The organism is Mesorhizobium sp. WSM4842 (assembly GCF_055901575.1).
The window spans coordinates 6174909-6193226 of the sequence record NZ_CM148372.1; the positions used below are offsets into that span (position 1 = coordinate 6174909).

Sequence of the window (18318 nt, forward strand, 5' to 3'; positions counted from 1 at the left end):
ATCTGCTTGTCTTGATTTCGGTTCTTTGTGGAGTGACCGAATGGGGAAGCAGGATTTCAGCCCAATCGCGGATACGACAAGACGCGCCGAGATCGTGGCGCTGCTTCGGCGCGCGATCCTGACCGGCCAGCTGGAACCCGGGCAGAAGCTCAACGAACTCAGGATTGCTGAGCAGATGCGGGTGAGCCGCGCGCCGCTGCGCGAAGCGATGCGCGAATTGGTGCAGGAAGGCATCCTGACCAGCATTCCCTACGCCGGAACTTTCGTCATCGACGTAACCGCCAAGGACATCGATGACGCCTATTCGCTTAACAAGGTGCTGGATGAGTTCGCCATCGAACTGACCTGGCCGTTGCGCGACCAGCGCTTCTTCGACGAGCTCGACCGGCGCCACGAGGCGGTAAAGCAGGCGACGCGCGACCGCGACACCACAAGGCAGATCGAAACGGCCCTGCAACTGCATGGGCTGATCCATGAGTGGGCCGACAATTCGGTTCTGCTCGAGACCTGGCAGCGGCTGACCAGCCGGCTGCAGATGTATTTTGCCCTCCACCAGCGGGCGCGCAAAGAGCCGGTGCCTGCCGAAGACATCCACGAGACCTATGTGCAACTGCTGAAGGGCGCCGACATGGGCGCAGCCCAGCGCCACGCCCGCGAGCATATCGACCTCGATTTCGAAGAACTGCTCGCCTATGCGCGCAGCCTCGAACAGCGCGACTCCAAGGGCGCCAAGGCCGATCGCGCTGGCCCGACGCGCAACCGACCAGACGGCAGCTGAGCCGACAGAGGCCGCCAATTGGCGGTTCGCCGCGACATCACAGACAACGGACAGAGAACGTGCAGATCAAAACCATCAAGGCCTATCATGTCGTGCAACCCTTCGTGGACGGGCCCTACCGTATGTCGAAAGGGCGTGTCGCCGACGCGTTCGACGCGGTGATCGTCGCCATCACCTCCGACAGCGGTCTCACCGGCTGGGGCGAGATGGCGCCGCTCGGCAATTTCTACTCGCCGGCATTCGCGGCCGGCGTTCGCGCCGGCGTCATCGAAATTGCACCGCATCTGCTCGGCCACGATCCTCGCGCGATGGCCAGTATCGGCAGGCTGATGGACACGGTGTTCAAGGGCCACCCCTACATCAAGTCGGCGCTGGACATGGCATGCTCGGATCTCGCGGCACGCGCCGCCGACGTGCCGCTGGTCACGCTGCTCGGCGGGCGCGAGAGCGAGACGGCGGAGCTCTACAAGGTCGTCACCCATGGCACGGTCGATGCGATGGCCGCACTGGCCAAGCGCATCGTCAATGACGGGTTCCACCGGCTGCAGGTAAAGGTCGGCGGCAACGTCCATGACGATATCGAGCGCGTCACCGCGGTCGCCGCTTCGGTGCCGAAGGGCACGGTGATCTTCTGCGACGCCAATGCCGGCTGGACGCACTATCAGGCGCGCCAGTTCACTGACGCGACGCGCGCCATCGACTACACATTCGAGCAGCCCTGCACCACGATCGACGAATGCATGTCAGTGCGCCGCTCGCTCGACAAGCCGATGGTGCTCGACGAATCCGTCGCCTCGCTGGACGACATGCTCGACATCCACCGCAAAGGCGCGGCCGACGGGCTGACGCTGAAAATCTCGCGGCTTGGCGGCGTGACCAAGACGCGGCAGATCCGCGACCTTGCCGTCGATCTTGGTTTCATGATCACCGTCGAGGACACCGGCGGCGCCGAGATCGACACATCAGCCATGGCGCATCTGTCACTGTCGACGCCGGAGGAGCGCCGGCTGCACGCCATTGCCTTCCACGAATGGGTGACGGTGCGCACCGCATCGAACAAGCCGCCGGTTTCGGGAAACCGAATGGGCATTCCGGACGGGCCGGGCCTCGGCATCGACGTTGTTCCCGACCTGCTTGGCGCGCCCTTCTTCGAGGTCGGCAGCTGAGATACTGGCGTGCGCCGAGCATGCCGCTGGCGCTATCTGTTGCGCGGCTTCGTCGCTAGCGATTGGCGCAGCGGCAGCTGAACGGCCATGGAACAACTTATCGCCGCACTTGCTCGCTTGCGAGAAGCGATGTCTCGGTCATCGCCGTCTGCATTCTAGACTAAAGATCACGCCTTCTTCTCTGCTCCCTAGCTGACCGCGCAGCCAAGTCGCATGCCAAGGGCGCACAAATTGAAATCACAGAATGTTGGGGGACGGCTGCCGAATTGCAGGTTGAAATATTTTTCATTTGGAAATAGGAATGTTCAAAATGATGACTTCGACGCTGCGGCGCGTCAGGAACTGGAGGAAGCGACATGGCCCATCCGCAATTTGCAGCGGAACTTTTGCAGCGCGCTGAAAAGCAGGGACCGATCACCATCGGGCTTGCCGGTGCCGGGCAGATGGGCACCGACATCGTCGTCCAGGTGGCGTTGATGCCGGGCATGCGGATCGGCGCCATTTCCGAGGTCAGGCCGCAGGCGGCGATCGACGCAGCGCTGCTCGCCGGCCACGACCGCTCGGATATCGTGCAGGCCGGCAATGCAGCGGCGATCGACCGCGCCATCGAGGCCGGCAAGATCGCGGTGACCGAAGACCTGCATGCGCTGGCGTCCGCCGGCCGCATCGACGTCATCATCGACGCGACAGGCAATCCCAATATCGGTACGCTGTTTGCACTCGAAGTGATGAAGAACGGCAAGCACATCGTCATGCTCAATGTCGAGGCCGACATCACCATCGGCCGCTTCCTCAAGGAAGAGGCGCGCAAGGCCGGCGTCGTCTATACGGGTGCCGCCGGCGACGAGCCGGCCTGCACGCTGGAGATCATCGGCTTTGCCAAGAGCCTCGGCTTCAACATCATCGCCGCCGGCAAGGGCAAGAACAATCCGCTGAAGATCGACGCCATGCCGGCCGACTACGAGAAGGAGGCGGCCGAGCGCAACATGAATGCGCGCATGCTGGTCGAATTCGTCGACGGCTCGAAGACGGCGATCGAGATGGTGGCGATCGCCAACGCCACCGGCCTGGTGCCCGACGTGCCCGGCATGCACGGCCCGACCGCGACTCTGGAGGAGCTCGCCGGCGTGCTCTGCCCGCGCGAGGATGGCGGCGTGCTGCACCGCAAGGGCGTGGTCGACTATTCGATCGGCAAGGGCGTGGCGCCCGGCGTGTTTTGCATCATCGAGACCAGGCATCCACGGGTGCTGGAGCGCATGATCGACCTCAAGGTCGGCAAGGGGCCGTATTTCACGATCTTCCGCCCCTACCACCTGACCAGCCTGGAAGTGCCGCTGTCGGCGGCGCGCGCCGTGGTCTACAAGCGCGCCGACATGGAGCCGCTCGACCATCCAGTCGCCGAGGCGGTGGCGGTTGCCAAGAGCGACCTTGGCCTTGGCCAGTCGCTGGGCATGATCGGCGAGAACGACTATCGCGGCTTCGCCATGACCTGGGAAGACGCACGCGCCCGTGGCGCCCTGCCGCTCGGCCTCGCCGAACGCGCCAAGGTGGTCAAACCGGTCAAGACAGGCGATTTCCTCACCTATGAAAATTGTGTACCCGACGATTCGATGGTGATAACCCAGATCCGCCGTCGTCTCGACCAGTCGGACGGACGGTTCGTTACGAACGCCGCCTAAATCCGCTGGATTTCCGCCTGATGGACGATGTCGTAATCGGGATCGACGCCTCGACCACGGCCGTGAAAGCGATTGCCTTCACGCGCGACGGCAAGGAGCTGTTCCAGGCGCGCGAAGCCTATCCGCTTTCAAATCCCAAGCCCGGCCATTTCGAGCAGGATGCCGAACATTGGTGGACCGCGCTGCTCGGCGCCTTGAAGCAGGTCACTGAGGCGGTTGGCGCTGCGCGGGTGGCGGCGATCTCCATCGCCCACCAGCGCGAGACCTTTACGCTGATTGATCATGCCGGCAAGCCGCTTATTCCCGCGATCCTGTGGCTGGACGAGCGCGCCCGTCCGCAAGTCATCAGGCTTTCAGCTGAACTCGGCCGCGAGGCGATCCGCGACTGGAGCGGCAAGCCGCCGGACCCGACGCCCGCGCTCTATGCGATCGCCTGGCTTGCCGAACACCAGCCGCAAGCGCTCGACGACGCAGCCGCACTTGTCGACGTGCACGGCTTCTTCGTCCACCGGCTGACCGGAAGTCTGGTCACCAGCACGGCAAGTGCGGATCCGCTCGGGCTGCTCGACATCAAGAATGGCACTTGGCACCCTGAGCTCGTCGAGGCCGCAGGACTGCGGCCGGACCAGTTGCCGCAACTGGTCGCGCCCGGCGCGATCTGCGGCAGGCTTAGTGAAAGCGTGGCCAGGCTGACCGGCCTGAAGCCCGGCACGCCTGTTGTCGCCGGCGCCGGCGACGGCCAGGCGATGGGACTCGGCATGGGCGTCTATGGCGAAGGCAAAAGCTACCTTTCGCTCGGTTCAGGCGTCGTCAGCGGCTGTTATTCCCATGGGATGGCGACGTCGGACGCGTTTCGAACGCTGGTGTCGCCCACCGGCTCGGGGTTCATGCTGGAGACCGTACTGCGCTCCGGCATGCAACTGGTCGACTGGATCGTTCGCACCACCGGCTCGCCGTCGGCCGCAGCGCTGGAGAAGGCGGCGGTGGACGTTGCCGCCGGCAGCGAGGGACTGCTTGTCATGCCGTATTGGGCCGGCGTCATGAGCCCCTATTGGGACGGCGCGGCGCGCGGCGCCATTGTCGGCCTGTCGCTCGACCATGAGCCGAAGCACCTTTTTCGAGCGGTTCTGGAAGGCATCGCCTTCGAGCAGGCCATCGCCAGCGAGGCAATGGAAACTCAAGCCGGCGGCAAACCGGCGGCGATGATCGCCGCCGGCGGCGGCACCAATTCGGTGCTGCTGATGCGGATCATGGCAAGCGTGCTCGAGCGGCCGCTCTCCGTCTCACCGGTCAACGAAGCCGCAGCACTCGGCGCCGCCATGCTGGCGGCTTCGGCCGTCGGATGGTTTGCCTCGCCCGAAACGGCGGCCGAGGCTATGGCCGTGCCGCCGACCAGGCACGTCGACCCCGTCGGCGATCTGGTCTCCGGTTACCGCACGCGCAAGGCGATCTACCGCGACCTCTATCAGGCGACGCGCGCTATCCACGTGCGGCTCGGCAACGCGACGGCGTGAATTCACGACCTAGACGTCTGGCGTCTTTGATTTTGCGTCTTGTCCAGCCAATGTTAGATTCCAATGCTCGATTCCGGGGGCATTGGATTGCTCATGAAGACGGCGTTTCATCATGCGGCCTTGTCTTGGATTGTCGCCGTTGCGGCAATTCCAATGTCCTCGCTCGCGGAGAACGGGCCCGCGGCCGAGGCGCCGCTCGAGGTTGCGCTCGACATCGATGATGATGGGCAGATGGATCGGGCCGTAATGGTGCAGGATCCCGACAGTGGGCAAGCGGACCTTTACATCTATCTGGCTGCCGGCGATGAAAGCTCGATCCTTCGCGCAAGCCGGCTTTCATCAAGAGGGCGCTTACGGAGGGCCGAGTTCTTGAGCTCGAAAGCAAGCGCAAAGGATCGCTGAGCGTCACCTCCTGTTTCGGCTGCGGAGCCAACAAATCATGGGCGGAGACCCTCATGGTCGTCCATCGCGGCGGCAAATTCCTGGTCGCCGGCTATAGCCGGTACTGGGACTGGAACGTCCAGACGTCCGATGGCGACGTGGAAACAACGCTGGGCAGTTGCGACATCAACTATCTCACCGGCAAAGGCATCGCCTCGCAAGAACTGGATGACGGCAGACCGATCGAAGGAGAATTCAAGCCAGTGGCTCTCGCCGACTGGTCATATGACAGCCGCCCCAAGCCCTGTGAATTTTGAGCTGCCTCTGTCCTAGGCGCGCAAAACTCAGCGGTTGAGCAGGCCCTTGGCGGCATCCTCGTCGGTGATCAGAACCGATACTTTGGTGTTGGCGAGCGCCGCCCGCATGATCGCGATTTTTTCCTGCCCTCCCGAAACCAGGATGATGGCCGGGATGTCCGACAGGTCCTGCAGCGGATAGGCGCAGACCCGACGATTGACCTCATGGTCGACGAGCCTGCCCTCGGCGTCAACGAAATGGCACAAAATATCGCCAACAGCGCCGGCCGTCTGCAGCTCCTCGAGTTCGCTGGGCTTGATGAAGCCGTAATTGGCGATCGGACTGTCATTGGAAAATGATCCGACGCTGAGCACGGCGATGTTTGCCCGGCGCGCGCGGAAGACGACGTCCTGAACGCTGCGTTGGCTCATGAAGGCTTCGCGCTGCTCCGGCCTGTCGGCATAGACCGGTACCGGCAGCAGGAAGCACTCGGCGCCGATCTTTTCGGCGAATTCCCAGGCGCTCTCGGTCGGGTTGAGCGGCTGGGCATGGGTGAGGCCGCCCAGCATGGAGACCACCGTGGTCCTGGCGATCGGCCGCCGCGGCAATTCATTGATGGCGAATTTCAGCGTCCGCCCCCAGCCCAGTGCGATGACATCGCCGGCATTCACATTGTCGGCCAGATAGGCGCCCGCGGCATGGCCGATCATCAGCGGCGCATTGCTTCGGTCAGCGGCCGACGGCACCACAATGGCCTGGCTGAGCCCGAAACGCTGCTTCAAGGCCTCTTCCAGCACCAAGCATTCGACGACGCTGTCGCGGATGCGGAACTGGACGACGCCCTCCTCGCGCGCGGCGGAGAGGATGCGATGCACCTTGATGCGGCCGATGCCGAGGATCTCCGAAATCCTCTCCTGCGTCAGCCCCTCGACATAATAGTGCCATGCGGCACGGGCCTTCAGCTCGGCATCCGGGAAGCGCGAGGCCCTGTCATTCTCTATCATCGCCATCTTTTTGCCCTCACGCGGTCGTCCGAATCCTTAAATGCCATTCAAATGGCGTATCCGACCAAGCGCCACGAAATCGATCTGCATGCCCAGGATTCAAGGTTTAAGACATCGACAGGATATCGTCTACAACGCGAGATGAAAGCCAAAATGGTCAACATTTACTTTGTCTTGGCCGTCCCGGCCTGCTCAAGCAGACGAAACGAAGTCGCAGGATGAGAGCGGACCTGAAACGCGGCATTTCATGCCCTTTCGTAAGGCAAACCGGCTGGCGGCGCAAACCGGCGTGGAATGATGCGGCGGGCCTTGACAATTTTCCGACGAACAGTTTAGCTGAACAAAATTGCATATCAAAGATAAATTGTTCACAGGGAAGTGCCTGGTGAGCAAGAGTGAGCCGACGACGCATCGCCGGATCGCTGATGGAGGAGACAAGATGGCTCTGAGCAACGGTGCAAGCGAGTTGAAGGCCGGCCCAAGTGCGCAGGCCGCGGCGGGCACGAAGCTTTCGGCCCTGTTCGCCGGAACCTTGGGACCGCTGATCGGGCTGGTACTGCTGTGCCTTGCGCTGTCGCTGACCACCGACACGTTCCTGACCGTCCGCAACATCCTCAACGTGCTCGACCAGGTCACCGTGCTCGGCATCATGGCGATCGGCATGACGTTGGTCATCCTGATCGGCGGCATCGATCTTTCCGTCGGCTCCGTGCTGGCGCTCGCCGCCATGGTGATGGGGTTCGTCGCCCATCCTGACCATCTCAATCTCGGCATGCCCGCCGGCATCGTCACAGCGCTTGTCGTTGCTGGACTCTGCGGGCTGGTTTCAGGCCTGCTCGTGACCGTCACCAAGCTGCCGCCCTTCATCGCCACGCTGGCCATGATGTCGGTGGCGCGCGGTCTCGCCAACATGATCACCGACGGCTCGCAGATCATCGGCTTTCCCGACTGGTTCACCAGCCTGTCGATTATCCGGCATTTCGGCTTCCTGTCGGTCACCGTCGGCTTGATGATCGTGCTGGCCATCATCTTCGCGATCTTCCTGAACTACCGCGCGACCGGCCGCAGCCTCTACGCGATCGGCGGCAGCGCCGAAGTCGCGCGGCTGTCCGGCATACCGGTCAAGTCGCTGACCAACTGGGTCTACGCGATCTGCGGTGTGCTGGCCGGGCTCGCCGGCATCGTGCTTGCGGCACGGCTCGATTCCGTCCAGCCGAGCTCCGGCTTCGGCTACGAACTGGACACGATCGCCGCGGTGGTGATCGGCGGCGCCAGCCTGTCAGGCGGCATCGGCTCGATCGGCGGCACCGCGATCGGCGTGCTGATCATCGGCGTGCTGCGCAACGGGCTGAACCTGCTCGGCGTGTCGCCCTTCGTCCAGCAGGTGGTGATCGGCGTCGTGATCGCACTGGCGGTGGCCACGGATACATGGCGGCGCAGAGCACAATGAAGATTGGGCGCAATGAGATTCACCCGGATGTCCGGGCGAAAACGGATCGGTGATCCGAAACTGGGAGTTGTTCGGCCAAGGGGCGCCGTGATGCGCCGGCGGGACAGATTGAACATCAACGGAGGAAACACATGCTGACCAAACGTTCATTGCTGCTTGCTGCCGCGGCCGTCATTCCGCTGCTCGGATTGTCCGACATGGCGTCGGCCAAGGAGGCCAAGAAGCTTGGGCTTGCCGTCGCCAATCTGCAGGCCGACTTCTTCAACCAGATCAAGCAGTCCGTCGAAGCCTATGGCAAGGAAAAGGGCATCGAAATCGTCACCGTCGACGCCAAGGGCGATTCGGCGACCCAGGTCAGCCAGGTGCAGGATCTGATCACGCAGAACATCGATGCGCTGATCTACATCCCGGCCGGCGCCACCGCCGCCACCGTGCCGACCAAGACGGCCAAGGCGGCCGGCATCCCGGTCATCAATGTCGACCGCAACGCTGAAGGCGCACCCGGCGACACCTTCATCGCCACCAACAGCGTGGCGTCGGCCAAGGCGGTATGCGACTACATCGCCAAGCAGGCCGGCGGCAAGGGCGAGCTGATCATCATCCATGGCCAGAAAGGCACGACGCCCGAGGTCGACCGGTCGAAGGGCTGCGGCGAAGCGCTGAGCGCCTATCCCGACATCAAGGTGGTCGGCGAGCTATGGAGCGAAGGCTGGCATCAGGACGAAGGTTTCAAGCTGACGCAGGACCTGCTGCAGTCCCATCCCGACGTATCGATCGTCATCGGCCAGGCCGACGCGCTGGCGCTCGGTGCTGCGCAGGCGGTCAAGGTCGCCAATCCCGGCCACAAGGTCTGGGTTGCCGGCTTCGACGGCGACGTGGCGGCGCTCAAGGCTCTGAAGGGCGGCGTTTTTGACGTAACCGCGACGCAGCAGACACAAGGCATGGGCCGGCTTTCCGTCGATGCGGCGATCAAGCTGGTGGCCGGCGAAACCGTTCCCGCAGAACAGCTGCAGGACGCGACGCTGACCACCAAGGACAATGTCGATCAGTTCATCGCCAAGCATCCCTAATATCAGGCATCCATAATATCAGGCATCCCTGATCCCAAGCATTTCTGACGGTTAACGAGCGGAACGATGTCCTTGGATCCCAGCCACACGCAGACACCGCATCTGGGGCTCTTCGTCAACGGCCTCTGCAAGAGCTACGGACCGGTCCAGGTCCTGGCCGATGCAAGCTTCGAGGTGCGGCCGGGCGAGGTCGTGGCGCTGCTTGGCGAAAATGGCGCAGGCAAGTCCACCGTTTCGAACATCATCGCCGGGTCGACCAAATCCGATGCCGGCACCATCACATGGCGGGGGAAGCCCTATTCCCCCGCCTCTCCCGCCGCCGCCATCGACGCCGGCGTCGGAATGATCCATCAGGAACTGAAGCTGCTGCCGGATCTGTCGGTCGCCGAGAACGTCTATGTCGGACGCCTGCCGATGCGCGGCGGCCGCATCGATCGCGCGGCAATGAATGCACGGGCATCGGCGCAGTTGAAGCGGCTAGGCCTCGATGTCTCGCCGGAACGCAAGGTGCGCACGCTGCGCATCGCCGCCCAGCAGCAGGTCGAGATTGCCAAGGCGCTGACGCTCAATGCCGAGCTTCTGATCTTCGACGAACCGACAGCAGCGCTTGGCAGCGAGGAAACGGAACTGTTGTTCCAGCAGATCCGCAAGCTCAAGGCGGAAGGCATGTCCTTCATCTATATCAGCCACCGGCTGGACGAGATCGCTGAGATCGCCGACCGCGTGGTGGTGATGCGCGACGGGCGCATCGTCGCCCGGCACGAGCGCGCCGACATTCCGGTGCGCACCGTGGTCGAGCAGATGGTCGGCCGCAGCGTCGAGCGGATGTTCCCGCCGTTGTCGGTGCCAGGCGATGAGGCGCTGCTCGAAGTCGAGAACCTGTCCTCGCCGGAACGCAGCTTCCAGAATGTCAGCTTTTCGGTGCGGGCCGGTGAAATCCTCGGCATCGCCGGACTGATCGGCGCCGGCCGCACGGAGCTGGTGCGGGCGATTGCCGGCGCCGATCCGATTTCGTCCGGCTCGGTGCGTGTCGCCGGCAAACCGGTGCACCTCAATGACCCAGCGGCGGCGATCAAGGCCGGCGTCGTGCTGGTGCCGGAAGACCGCAAGGCGCAAGGCGTGGTGCTCGACCAGACGATCGGCGAGAATCTGGCGATCGGCAATTTCGACCATGTCGCGCCGAATGGCTGGGTGTTTCCGAAGGCGGTACAGAAATTCGCCGAGGCCGGCATTGGCCGGCTTGGCGTCAAGGGCCGGCCTGACCAGGCGATCAGCAAGCTTTCCGGCGGCAATCAGCAGAAGGTGATCATCGCCAAATGGATTTCACGGCCGCCCAAGGTGTTCATCCTGGACGAGCCGACACGCGGCATCGATGTCGGCGCCCGTGCCGCGATCTATGATGTCATCGCCGACCTCGCCCGCTCCGGCATGGCGGTGGTGGTGGTAAGTTCCGACCTCGAGGAAGTGCTCGGCCTGTCGCATCGCGTGCTGGTGCTGAGCCGTGGCCGCCAGCGCGGCATTCTCGACCGCAGGGAAGCGAACAACGTCGCCGTCATGGAACTCGCCACAAGCTAGGACAGCTTAACGGAGCGAAACCGGGGAATCGGAATAAAGCGCAGCAGGTGATACCCTCCCAAGCACCGGACCGCGCGGGGCGCCAGCTAGGACTGGCGCCCCTTCCTTCCCAGGGCAGCACCGGCGGCTCAACAGGAAACATTTCGATGAAACTATTCGATCTTCATGGGGACGTTGCCCTCGTTACCGGCGCCGGCAGCGGCATCGGCCAAGCAATCGCCATCGGCCTGGCCGAGGCCGGCGCCGACATCGCCTGTTTCGGCCATGCCTCGAAAGGCGGGCTGGACGAAACCGCGCACAGGATCTCGGCTCTTGGCCGCAAGGCACTGGTGCTGACCGGCACGGTGACTTCAGAGGCCGATCTCGCGGCGGCGATCGAACGCACGGAGAAGGAACTCAGCGCGCTGACCATCGCCGTCAACAATGCCGGCGTTGCCGCGGCCGAGCCGGCCGAGACATTGTCGCTGGAGAAATGGCAGAAGCTTTACGACGTCAATGTCAACGGCGTGTTCCTGTCCTGCCAGGCCGAAGCGCGCACGATGCTGACGCGGCGCAAGGGCTCGATCATCAACATCGCCTCGATGTCGGGCTCGATCGTCAATCGCGGCCTGACCCAGGCGCATTACAATTCATCCAAGGCCGCCGTCATCCACATGTCGAAGAGCCTTGCCATGGAATGGGCCGATCGCGGCTTGCGGGTCAACGTCGTCAGCCCCGGCTATACGCTGACGCCGATGAACAAGCGGCCGGAGGTCGCCGACCAGGTCAGGATCTTCGAGCGCGATACGCCGATGGGGCGCATGGCGGCGCCGGAAGAGATGGTCGGCCCGACCGTGTTCCTGGCCAGCCGCGCCTCCAGTTTCGTCACCGGCATCGACCTGATCGTCGATGGCGGCTTCGTCTGCTGGTAGGAGAAAAAATGCAGAAGCGGTTCGAGGGAAAGACGGCGGTCATCACCGGCGCCAGCGGCGGCATTGGCGCGGCCATGGCCAGGCGCTTCGCGGCTGAGGGCGCGGCTGTCGTCGTCAGCGCCATCGACGCGCGCGTCGACGAGATCGCCGCCGGACTGAAGGCGGAAGGCGCCAAGGTCGCATCGCTGCGCATGGACGTGACCAAGAAGGACGAGGTCGCCGCCCTATACGATCTGGCCGAACAGCAGTTCGGCCGCGTCGACATCTCCGTACAGAATGCCGGCGTCATCACCATCGCCAGGATCGAGGCGATGACCGAGGCCGAATGGGACAAGGTAATGGCGGTCAACACCAAGGGCGTGTTCCTGTGCTGCCAGGAGGCGATCGCGCGCATCCGCAAACATGGCGACGGCGGCAGGCTGATCAACACCGCATCCGGCCAGGCGCGACAGGGCTTCATCTACACGCCGCACTATGCCGCCTCGAAATTCGGCGTCGTCGGCATCACTCAGAGCCTCGCCAAGGAGGTTGCTAAGGAGAAGATCACCGTCAACGCGATCTGTCCCGGCATCATCGACACCGACATGTGGGCCTATAACGACGCGGCATGGGGCAAGCTGATGGGCGATTACAAGCCCGGCGAGTTGATGGCCGAATGGGTGAAGAACATCCCGATGGGCCGCGCCGGCAGCGGCGAGGACGTTTCCGGCCTGGTCAGTTTTCTGGCCAGCAGCGACGCCGCCTACATCACCGGTCAGACCATCAATGTCGATGGCGGCCTGATCATGTCGTGAGCAATGGGGCAGGTTCACGCGTCAATCTGCTGATATAATCGGCAGGCGGCGAAACTGCAGCCGAATTGCGCGAACCGCGCCGCGTTAATCGTTGCGCGACATGAACGTTGGTATATATAATTTCATCCCATGAAAATGGCTTCGGCGACTGCCGGCAGCCGACATCATGGGAACTTGATGGCTCGCAAGCTTAAGGGCGCCGCAAGACCGGCGATCGATCCGCAGATCACTCCTTCGGCAGCACGGCAGCCATGACGCGGTCCCGTTCCGCACGACAACTTCGTCGAATTGGGCATCATTGCGTCTGCGGCGACTTTAGCGCCGACAGCAATTTGGTGCCAATGGCCTTGCGCAACGATCAGCTTTTCCAACACAATCAAAAAAGACGCAAGAAGGGAACGAACAATAACTTCCACCAGAGCTTGACAGGAGAACAGGCATGTCACTTCGGAGTATGATATCCAGATTATCAATGGGAGCTTTTGCGCTTGCCGCGGCAAGTGTGCTGACGCCTTCGGCTCAGGCTGCGGCGCCAGAATCCAACGACCCGATCAAGATCGCGCTGTTCGACTGGACCAGCGTCAATCTGAACGCAAAGATCCTCGGCGGCATTCTGGAAAAGCTCGGATACACGGTCGAGTACCCGACCGCCGACTATCTCTCCAGCCTGACCACCGGACTTACCAATGGCGATCTCACTGTCGCGCTGGAATTCTGGGACACGACGGCCGGCGAAGCCATGAAGGCCTCGGATGCGACCGGCCAGACCGAACGCCTCGGTGCGCTCGGGCCCAAGGCCAAGGAAGAATGGTGGTATCCCGAATACATGAAGGAGAAATGCCCGGGCCTGCCGAACTGGGAGGCGCTGAAGGACCCGAAATGCGCCGAAGCCTTCTCGACGGCGGAAACGGCGCCGAACGGCCGCTATCTCGGCGGCCCCGTGACGTGGGAAGGTTTTGACGACGAGCGTGCCACGGCACTGAAGCTGCCCTTCACCGTCATCCATGCCGGCACCGATGCGGCGATGTTCGCCGAACTGGATTCGGCCTATCAGCGCAAGGCGCCGATCATGCTGTGGGTCTATTCGCCACATTGGGCGCCGGCCAAATATAAGGGCGAATGGGTCGAATTCCCCGATTACACGCCGGAGTGCTACAACGACCCGAAATGGGGTGTGAACCCTGAAGCGAAATATGACTGCGGCAAGCCGCATGGCGAGATCTGGAAATATTCCTGGGCCGGCATGAAGGACAAATGGCCGGTCGCCTACAAGGTCGCGAAGAATTACACGGTCGACACCGACGAGCTCAACAAGATGAGCGGCGAGATCGATCTCGAAGGCAAGACGCCGGAAGACGTCGCCGCCGCCTGGATCGCCGCCCACGAAGCCGACTGGAAAGCCTGGGCCGAGTGATCGTTCCAACTGGAAAACTGCGAGACCCGGCCCCTTGTGGCCGGGTCTCTATCCCATATTCCAGAAGGACAATTGCATGGCCGATACGACTGAACAGGTGCCGCAAGCGGCAGATGCCCGCCCGATAAAGCTCGCCTGCCGCAACGTCTGGAAGCTGTTCGGCGCGAACGCGGCCAATTTCATCCGCCAGCGCGACGGCAAGGCCAGCATGGCGGACGTCGCCGCGGCCGGGCTGGTCGGCGCGGTGCGCGCCGTCGACCTCGAAATCCGCCAGGGCGAGATCTTCATCATCATGGGCCTGTCCGGCTCCGGCAAATCGACGCTGGTGCGCTGCATGTCGCGGCTGGTCGAGCCGACCCATGGCAAGGTCGAGTTCGAGGGCAAGGATCTCCTCAAGATCTCAGATGCCGCGCTGATCGAGCTGCGACGCCACCGCATGGGCATGGTGTTCCAGAATTTCGCCCTGCTGCCGCATCTGAACGTGCTGGAGAACATCGCCTTTCCCTTGGGCATCCAGGGACAGGACCGGCCGACGCGCGAGAAGCGCGCGCTGGAAGTGATCGAGCTCGTCGGCCTGCGCGGCCGTGAGCATTTCTATCCGCGTGAGCTTTCCGGCGGCCAGCAGCAGCGTGTCGGCATCGCCCGCAGCCTCGCCACCAAGCCGGAGATCTGGTTTCTCGACGAGCCGTTCTCGGCGCTCGATCCGCTGATCCGCCGCGAGATGCAGGACGAGCTGATGCGGCTGCAGACCATGCTGCACAAGACCATCGTCTTCATCACCCATGATTTCGACGAGGCCATCCGGCTGGCCGACCGCATCGCCATCATGAAGGACGGCGAGGTCATCCAGATCGGCACGCCCGAAGAGCTGGTGGTCAATCCGGCGACCGACTATGTCGCTGAATTCACCCGTGACGTCGACCGCGCCAAGGTGATCTCGGCGCGAAGCCTGATGCGCGCCTGCGACGGCACCGAACATGGCGGCATGGTCGCGCCGGATGCCAAGATATCAAGTTTTTCGGCAAGCATCGTCTCGGCCGGCAAGCCGTTCGCGGTGGTCAACGGCAGCGGCAAGCCGATCGGCGAAGTCACTCCGCAAGCCGTGATCGATCTTCTGGCAGGCATCGAACGTCCCGGGGCCGGCGCATGACGGTGACGGCAAGCACCAGCGAGGCGAGATCGCGGCCGGTTCAGATCTGGCTGGTGGCTTGGGCCTGCGCCCTTGCCGCCGTGCTTGCCGTATTCCTGCTGCAGGACAGGCTGCTCTGGGCCGTCAACTATCCGGCTGGCGCAATCGTTCCCGTCGCCGACTGGGTCAGCGCTCTGATGAACCTGATAAAGTCGAACTTCTCCTGGCTGACGCGGTCGATCACCGTGGCACTCAGCGTGCCGCTCGATTTTGCGCTCAATCTGCTTGCCAAGAATTTCAAGATCGGCCATGGCGCGGACTTGATCGTCCTGCCGCGCCTGTCCTGGGTCGGCGTCTGCATCGCTGCATTCCTGGCCGGACGCGCCGCCGGTGGCTGGAAGCTCGGCGCGCTGGTCGGCGGCTGTTTTCTCTACATCGCACTGTTCGGCCAATGGACCAGCGCCATGCTGACGCTGGGGCTGATCTCGATTGCCGTGCCGTTCTGCATCGTCACCGGATTGTTCGTCGGCATCTGGGCGTGGCGCAAGCCATGGGCGGAGAGGCTTTTGATCTCCCCTGCCCTCGATCTGATGCAGACCATCCCGACCTTCGCGTATCTGATCCCGATGCTTCTGCTCTTCGGCAACAGCCCGGTTTCGGCGATGATCGCGACGGCCATTTTCGCCACGCCGCCGATGGTGCGCGCGACGATGCTGGGGCTGTCGCGGGTGCCGTCCGAAATCGACGATTTCAGCGAGATGGCCGGCTGCACGGCACGCCAGAAACTGTGGCGCGTGCTGTTGCCGTCGGCGCGTCCAACGCTGATGGTAGGCGTCAACCAGGTCATCATGCTGGCGCTCAATATGGTGATCATCGCTTCGATGATCGGCGCCGGCGGCCTCGGTTACGACGTGCTGCTGGCGCTGCGCGCGCTAAAGGTCGGCGAGGCCATGGAAGCCGGCCTCGCCATCGTGGCATTGGCGATCGCGCTCGACCGGCTGAGCCAGGCGATCGCGCGCAATCACGCGCAAGGTCATGTCTATCAAATGGTCAGTCCGAGCTTCTGGCGGCGCTACCCCAACCTGACGCTGGCCATCGCCATCCTTGCCGTCACGACACTGCTAGGTCTGTTCGTGCCGGCCTTCGCCGCAGTGCCGAAGGCGATCACCTTCACCACCGCGCCGATGTGGAAGACAGCAGTGAGCTGGATCACGATCAACTTCTTCGACACGATCGAAGCGTTCCGCGTGGCGCTGATCCTCAATGTGCTGAACCCGGTGCGCGCCTTCTGCGAGGGCTTCCCGTGGCTGGGCGCGGTGTTTCTGCTTGGCCTTGCCGGCTACCAGCTCGGCGGCCTGCGCCTCGCCGCCCTGGTCGCCGCGCTGACCGTCTTCTGCGCGGTAACCGGTCTCTGGGAAAAGACCATGGCGACGGTCTACCTCTGCGGCATCTCGGCCTTCATCGCCTGCCTGATCGGCATCCCGATCGGGCTGATGGCATCGCGCAGCGATCGTGTCGAGAAGATCGTCACGCCGGTCATCGACACGCTGCAGGTGCTGCCGTCGTTCTGCTTCATCATCCCGGTGGTGATGCTGTTTCGCGTCGGCGACGTGACGGCGATGATCGCGACCGTCGCCTTCGCCGTGGTGCCGGCCATCCGCTACACCAATCACGGCCTCAGGCAGGTGCCGCCGGCGCTGATCGAGGCGGCAAAGGTGTCGGGCTGCACCAAGCGCCAGACGTTCCTGCGCGTGCAGCTGCCGCTGGCGTTGCCCGAGATCATGCTTGGCGTCAACCAGACGATCCTGATGGCGCTCGCGATGATCATCATCTGCGCCATGGTCGGCACCCGCGATCTCGGCCAGGAGGTGTTCATCGCGCTGTCCAAGGCCGATTCGGGCCGCGGCATCGTCGCCGGCCTGGCCATCGCCTTCATCGGCATCGTCGCCGACCGGCTGTTCAACGCCTGGACGGCGAAGGCACGGGCAAGGCTGGGATAGCTGGAAAATACATCGCGCGTCCCACCTTCGTCTTGCCCAAAATGCATCCCAAGCTGGCTTCATGCTGAAGCGTCCCACCGTGATTCTAGCCTTTCTCCTCATGCTTTCCGTCGCTGCTCACGCTGCGGACGGCCTGGAGGAGCGGCTTGAAAAGCTCTTTGATGAGGCCGAGCGCCTGACGCCGCTGCGCACGGTTGCCATCGCGCATGAGGGCGCGGTGGTGGCGGAGCGTGGCTATCGCGGCTACTCTCCGGCACGTCCTGCCAACATAAAATCCGCCTCCAAGTCGATCATCTCCGCGCTCGTCGGCATCGCCATCGACAAGGGCGTGCTCCAAGGCCCTGACCAGAAGATCGCTCCGCTTCTTCAGGGCGACCTGCCCGCCGACGGGGATCCGCGGCTCCAGCAGGTTACGATCGGTCATCTGCTTTCCATGCAGGCAGGGCTGGGTCGGACCTCCGGCCCAAACTACGGGCGCGCTGGGTGGCAAGCGATAACTGGGTGCGGGCAGCGCTCGCCTTGCCCTTCGACGACGAACCGGGCGGTACCATGCTCTATTCCACCGGCTCGACCCATCTCCTTTCGGCGATCCTGACGCGCCGGACCGGCCGCTCAACGCTGGAACTGGCGCGCGAATGGCTGGGGCCGCAGGAGGGCTTTTCCATCGTCGCCTGGGACCGCGACCCACAGGGCATCTATCTCGGCGGCAACCAGATGGCCATGAGCCCGCGCTCGCTGCTCGCCTTTGGCGAGCTCTACCGCAGCGGCGGGATGAGCCGCGGAGGACGGCAGCTCGTGCCGGCCGATTGGATCAAGCTCTCCTGGCAGCCACGCACCGCCTCCCGTTTCACCGGTGACGGTTATGGTTATGGTTGGTTCATGCGTCAGATCGCGGGCGAAGCGGTCTTCTACGGGTGGGGGTATGGCGGGCAGATGGTCTACGTTGTGCCCGGGCGCGCGTTGACCGTGGTCATGACATCCGATGAAAACGGCCCTGCCGGCCGCAGCGGCCACCGCGACGATCTCCATGCCCTGCTCGAGCGGATCATTGAGGCGATGAAAGACGTGCGCGAGGCTCACAGCAAGTAATGCATGTCGCGCAAGCGCAGCGGTTTTGCGATAATGACATGCATAAAAAAGAACTTAAGGCGCGTCG

At 63.4% G+C, this 18318-nt stretch carries 14 protein-coding genes and 1 pseudogene; 14 read left to right on the forward strand and 1 reads right to left on the reverse strand.

Annotated features, from left to right (window positions below; all coding sequences use genetic code 11):
* The first annotated feature begins 40 nt into the window (after window positions 1-40).
* The 5 genes from AC0NIE_RS30005 to AC0NIE_RS30025 all read left to right on the forward strand — a co-directional run bounded on the left by AC0NIE_RS30005 (window position 41) and on the right by AC0NIE_RS30025 (window position 5835).
* The gene (locus tag AC0NIE_RS30005; RefSeq protein ID WP_473488278.1) at window positions 41-778 is read left to right on the forward strand and encodes a GntR family transcriptional regulator; all 738 of its coding nucleotides are present in this window, start codon (window positions 41-43) and stop codon (window positions 776-778) included.
* Between the two features lie 59 nt (window positions 779-837).
* On the forward strand, window positions 838-1944 hold the full coding sequence (locus AC0NIE_RS30010; protein ID WP_473488279.1) for a mandelate racemase/muconate lactonizing enzyme family protein: 1107 nt from the start codon (window positions 838-840) through the stop codon (window positions 1942-1944).
* A 356-nt stretch (window positions 1945-2300) separates the two neighbouring features.
* The gene (locus AC0NIE_RS30015) at window positions 2301-3623 is read left to right on the forward strand and encodes an NAD(P)H-dependent oxidoreductase (RefSeq protein ID WP_473488280.1); all 1323 of its coding nucleotides are present in this window, start codon (window positions 2301-2303) and stop codon (window positions 3621-3623) included.
* A 20-nt stretch (window positions 3624-3643) separates the two neighbouring features.
* Window positions 3644-5137 carry a xylulokinase gene (locus AC0NIE_RS30020; RefSeq protein ID WP_473488281.1) on the forward strand — a complete coding sequence of 498 codons (1494 nt, stop codon included), beginning with the start codon at window positions 3644-3646 and terminating at the stop codon, window positions 5135-5137.
* Between the two features lie 455 nt (window positions 5138-5592).
* Entirely contained in the window at window positions 5593-5835 is a 243-nt protein-coding gene (locus tag AC0NIE_RS30025; protein ID WP_473488282.1) for a hypothetical protein, read from the forward strand.
* Between the two features lie 27 nt (window positions 5836-5862).
* Here AC0NIE_RS30025 and AC0NIE_RS30030 read toward each other — a convergent pair whose 3' ends face one another.
* The gene (locus AC0NIE_RS30030) at window positions 5863-6825 is read right to left on the reverse strand and encodes a sugar-binding transcriptional regulator (protein ID WP_473488283.1); all 963 of its coding nucleotides are present in this window, start codon (window positions 6823-6825) and stop codon (window positions 5863-5865) included.
* Between the two features lie 433 nt (window positions 6826-7258).
* Between AC0NIE_RS30030 and AC0NIE_RS30035 the strand changes: the two genes are divergently transcribed.
* From AC0NIE_RS30035 to AC0NIE_RS30075, 9 genes and pseudogenes are all read left to right on the forward strand, one after another.
* A complete protein-coding gene (locus AC0NIE_RS30035) occupies window positions 7259-8269 on the forward strand; it encodes an ABC transporter permease (RefSeq protein ID WP_473488284.1) in 1011 nt (336 codons plus the stop codon).
* Between the two features lie 131 nt (window positions 8270-8400).
* Complete coding sequence (locus tag AC0NIE_RS30040; RefSeq protein ID WP_123146961.1) at window positions 8401-9339, forward strand: sugar ABC transporter substrate-binding protein; 939 nt, start codon at window positions 8401-8403, stop codon at window positions 9337-9339.
* Between the two features lie 66 nt (window positions 9340-9405).
* A complete protein-coding gene (locus tag AC0NIE_RS30045; RefSeq protein ID WP_473488285.1) occupies window positions 9406-10914 on the forward strand; it encodes a sugar ABC transporter ATP-binding protein in 1509 nt (502 codons plus the stop codon).
* 146 nt (window positions 10915-11060) lie between these two features.
* Window positions 11061-11825: an SDR family oxidoreductase gene (locus tag AC0NIE_RS30050; protein WP_473488286.1), complete on the forward strand. Its 765-nt coding sequence runs from the start codon at window positions 11061-11063 to the stop codon at window positions 11823-11825.
* A gap of 8 nt (window positions 11826-11833) precedes the next feature.
* Window positions 11834-12619 (forward strand): SDR family oxidoreductase, encoded by a 786-nt coding sequence (locus tag AC0NIE_RS30055; RefSeq protein WP_473488287.1) that lies wholly within the window; start codon window positions 11834-11836, stop codon window positions 12617-12619.
* Between the two features lie 439 nt (window positions 12620-13058).
* Window positions 13059-14033: an ABC transporter substrate-binding protein gene (locus tag AC0NIE_RS30060; RefSeq protein WP_473488288.1), complete on the forward strand. Its 975-nt coding sequence runs from the start codon at window positions 13059-13061 to the stop codon at window positions 14031-14033.
* A 76-nt stretch (window positions 14034-14109) separates the two neighbouring features.
* Window positions 14110-15183, forward strand: a complete 1074-nt coding sequence (locus AC0NIE_RS30065) for a quaternary amine ABC transporter ATP-binding protein (RefSeq protein WP_473488289.1) — start codon at window positions 14110-14112, stop codon at window positions 15181-15183.
* A complete protein-coding gene (locus tag AC0NIE_RS30070; RefSeq protein WP_473488290.1) occupies window positions 15180-17162 on the forward strand; it encodes an ABC transporter permease in 1983 nt (660 codons plus the stop codon). The genes AC0NIE_RS30065 and AC0NIE_RS30070 overlap by 4 nt, the downstream gene beginning before the upstream one ends.
* 61 nt (window positions 17163-17223) lie before the next feature.
* Window positions 17224-18251, forward strand: a pseudogene (locus AC0NIE_RS30075) (serine hydrolase domain-containing protein).
* Window positions 18252-18318: the final 67 nt, after the last annotated feature.

Coding starts and splice junctions, on each gene's coding strand:
- AC0NIE_RS30040 (WP_123146961.1), top strand. CDS start 8,401: ATGCTGACCAAACGTTCATTGCTGCTTGCTGCCGCGGCCGTCATTCCG.
- AC0NIE_RS30035 (WP_473488284.1), top strand. CDS start 7,259: ATGGCTCTGAGCAACGGTGCAAGCGAGTTGAAGGCCGGCCCAAGTGCG.
- AC0NIE_RS30005 (WP_473488278.1), top strand. CDS start 41: ATGGGGAAGCAGGATTTCAGCCCAATCGCGGATACGACAAGACGCGCC.
- AC0NIE_RS30025 (WP_473488282.1), top strand. CDS start 5,593: ATGGTCGTCCATCGCGGCGGCAAATTCCTGGTCGCCGGCTATAGCCGG.
- AC0NIE_RS30060 (WP_473488288.1), top strand. CDS start 13,059: ATGTCACTTCGGAGTATGATATCCAGATTATCAATGGGAGCTTTTGCG.
- AC0NIE_RS30030 (WP_473488283.1), bottom strand. CDS start 6,825: ATGGCGATGATAGAGAATGACAGGGCCTCGCGCTTCCCGGATGCCGAG.
- AC0NIE_RS30065 (WP_473488289.1), top strand. CDS start 14,110: ATGGCCGATACGACTGAACAGGTGCCGCAAGCGGCAGATGCCCGCCCG.
- AC0NIE_RS30015 (WP_473488280.1), top strand. CDS start 2,301: ATGGCCCATCCGCAATTTGCAGCGGAACTTTTGCAGCGCGCTGAAAAG.
- AC0NIE_RS30055 (WP_473488287.1), top strand. CDS start 11,834: ATGCAGAAGCGGTTCGAGGGAAAGACGGCGGTCATCACCGGCGCCAGC.
- AC0NIE_RS30050 (WP_473488286.1), top strand. CDS start 11,061: ATGAAACTATTCGATCTTCATGGGGACGTTGCCCTCGTTACCGGCGCC.
- AC0NIE_RS30020 (WP_473488281.1), top strand. CDS start 3,644: ATGGACGATGTCGTAATCGGGATCGACGCCTCGACCACGGCCGTGAAA.
- AC0NIE_RS30070 (WP_473488290.1), top strand. CDS start 15,180: ATGACGGTGACGGCAAGCACCAGCGAGGCGAGATCGCGGCCGGTTCAG.
- AC0NIE_RS30045 (WP_473488285.1), top strand. CDS start 9,406: ATGTCCTTGGATCCCAGCCACACGCAGACACCGCATCTGGGGCTCTTC.